The sequence below is a fragment of the Streptomyces sp. genome, assembly GCF_050698815.1.
GTDB lineage: Bacteria > Actinomycetota > Actinomycetes > Streptomycetales > Streptomycetaceae > Streptomyces.
On the sequence record NZ_JBOHCV010000263.1, the window covers coordinates 1 to 2,579 of the forward strand.

The 2,579-nt window shown below is 72.9% G+C and carries 2 protein-coding genes; both read left to right on the forward strand.

Translation table 11 applies throughout. From position 1 onward, the window contains the following. Positions 1-2,262 (forward strand): S41 family peptidase (locus ACRDP3_RS09670; protein ID WP_431516457.1); only part of this gene is annotated, 2,262 nt, incomplete at its 5' end. Positions 2,263-2,372: 110 nt separating this feature from the next. After that, on the forward strand, positions 2,373-2,555 hold the full coding sequence (locus tag ACRDP3_RS09675) for a hypothetical protein (protein ID WP_431516458.1): 183 nt from the start codon (positions 2,373-2,375) through the stop codon (positions 2,553-2,555). Positions 2,556-2,579 lie beyond the last annotated feature (24 nt).

Below are 2,579 nucleotides of genomic sequence, written 5' to 3' on the forward strand. Positions count from 1 at the left end.
GCTCTCGCCGGTCTCGGGGGCCCGGCCGGCACGGGGGCGCCGGACACCGACGCGGTGGCGACCGCGGCCGTCGCGGGCCCCGAAGGGGGCTCCGACGCGGGCCCCGCCACGGGCCCTGGGACGGGCCGGGTCACCGAGCTGATCCGTTCGCTCAACGGCCCCGTGAACGACCTCGCCTTCTCGCCCGACTCCCGCTGGCTCACCTGGGCGCATCCCGGCGTCGGGCGCTCGCTCAGCAAGATCAAGATCGCGAAGCTGGCGGGTACGAACACCCGCCGTACCATCCTCGACGTCACCGACGGCCGGTTCGAGGACGAGCAGCCGTGCTTCACCCAGGACGGCCGCTACCTCGCTTTTCTCTCCTGGCGCGGCTTCGACCCGGTCTACGACGTGCACACCGGCGACCTCTCCTTCCCGCTGGGCTGCCGCCCGTACCTGGTGCCGCTCTCCTCCGCCACCCCCTCCCCCTTCGCCCTGTCCCCCGAGGGACGGCCCGCGGCGGGCGGGCTGGACCCGAGGGATTGCGGGGGCGAGGACGGTTCGGTGCTGGTGGAGGCCGAGGGGCTGGCCAGCCGGGTGACGCCGTTCCCGGTGACCGCCTCCAAGTACTCGGCGCTGCGGCCGGTCAGCGGCGGCGGTCTGATCTGGCTGCGCTTCCCCATCTCGGGCGCGCTCGGCGAGACGTTCGCCAATCCCGCCGACACCTCGGGCCGCCCCACCCTCGAACACTTCGACCTGGCCAAGGCCAAGCGCACGGAACTCACCGACGACATCGACTGGTTCGCGCTCAGCGGCGACGGCTCCCGGCTCGTGGTGAACGACGACGGTGAGCTGCGGGCCGTACCCGCCACCGAGACCGCCGAGGACGACACCACCACCCAGATCGACCTGCGCCGCGTCCTGCACGAGGTCGACCCGGGCGCGGAGTGGCGGCAGGCGTACGAGGAGGCGGGGCGGCTGATCCGCGCGTACTTCTGGGAACCGCGGATGTGCAACATCGACTGGACTGCCGTGCTGGACCAGTACCGCCCGCTGGTGGAACGGGTCGCCTCCCCGGACGAGTTCGCCGACCTGCTGCGGGAGGTGCTCGGCGAACTGGGCACCTCGCACGCCTACGTCACCCCTGCCCGCCGCGACGAGGGCCCGCCGCACTACCAGCGTCCGATCGGTCTGCTGGGCGCCAACCTCGCCCGTACCTCGGGCGGCGAGTGGCACATCCAGCGCATCCTGCCGGGCGACTCCTCGGACTCCAAGGCCCGTTCGCCGCTGGCCGGTTCCGGCGTACGGGACGGCGCGGTGCTCACCCACATCGACGGGCGGCCGGTCGACCCCTCGGCCGGGCCGTGGCCGCTGCTGACGGCGGCAGGGGGGACGACCGTCGAGCTGACCTTCACCCAGCCCGAACCGGGGGACCAACCGGGTCCGGGTCCGGGTCCGGGTCCGGGTGCAGGTGCGGGTGCGGGTGCGGGTGCCGGACCGGACGCGGGACCGGGCGTGCAGGGCGCCGAGCCCGGGACCGGGCTGCCGCCGCCACCGCGCCGGGTCGCGATCGTCCCCCTCATCGACGACCGCCCCCTGCGCTACCAGGACTGGGTGACCCGGCGGCGCGAGGTCGTACGGGAACTGAGCAGCGGCCGGTGCGGCTATCTACACATCCCCGACATGGGCGGCTCCGGCTGGGCCCAGTTCAACCGCGATCTGCGGATGGAGGTCTCCCGGCCCGCCCTGATCGTCGACGTACGCGGCAACGCCGGCGGCCACATCAGCGAGCTGGTGGTGGAGACGCTGACCCGCACGATCCTGGGCTGGGACCTGACCCGGGACGCCCAGCCCGTCAGTTACGCCGGCAACGCGCCGCGGGGCCCCGTCGTCGCGCTCGCCGACGAGATGACCTCCTCCGACGGCGACATGATCACCGCCGCCTTCCGGCTGCTCGGCCTCGGCCCGGTGGTCGGCGCCCGTACCTGGGGCGGCGTGGTCGGCATCACGGGACAGCACCCCCTCGTCGACGGCACGACGATCACGGTGCCGATGCACGCCGCCTGGTTCGACGCCTACGGCTGGTCGGTGGAGAACCACGGCGTGGCCCCCGACATCGAGGCCGGGCGCACGCCCGTGGACTGGGCCGAGGGGCGGCCGGTGGTGCTGCAGAAGGCCGTCAGTACGGCGCTGGACCTGCTGGAGAGGCGCCCGGCGGCGGCACCGCCCGGCTACACCCGGGTGCCCGACCTCCGGCGCCCGCCGCTGCCACCGCGCAGCTGACAGGCGCTCCATCCGCTATGCATCGATATCACTGATATGCGAAGTATGTATCCCTGTGCCAGGCTGGTCGTGTTCCAGCCAGCACCACATCGCGAGGAGCGGCAATGGGCATGTCGGACAAGTTCAAGGACAAGGCCGAGCAGATGAAGCGGGAGGCCGCCAAGAAGAGGAAGGGCGGGCCCCAGCAGGAGGAGAAGAGCGGCAAGGACATGCCGGGCAAGGACACGGGCGGCAAGGACATGCCCGGCCGGGCCAAGGACGAGGCCGAGAAGCGGACCCGCAAGGACCGCTGACACGCCCTTCGCACGGCTGTGGGG

What these genes read in the sequence shown, in the direction of transcription:
- ACRDP3_RS09675 (WP_431516458.1), top strand. Translation starts at nt 2,373, where the DNA reads ATGTCGGACAAGTTCAAGGACAAGGCCGAGCAGATGAAGCGGGAGGCC.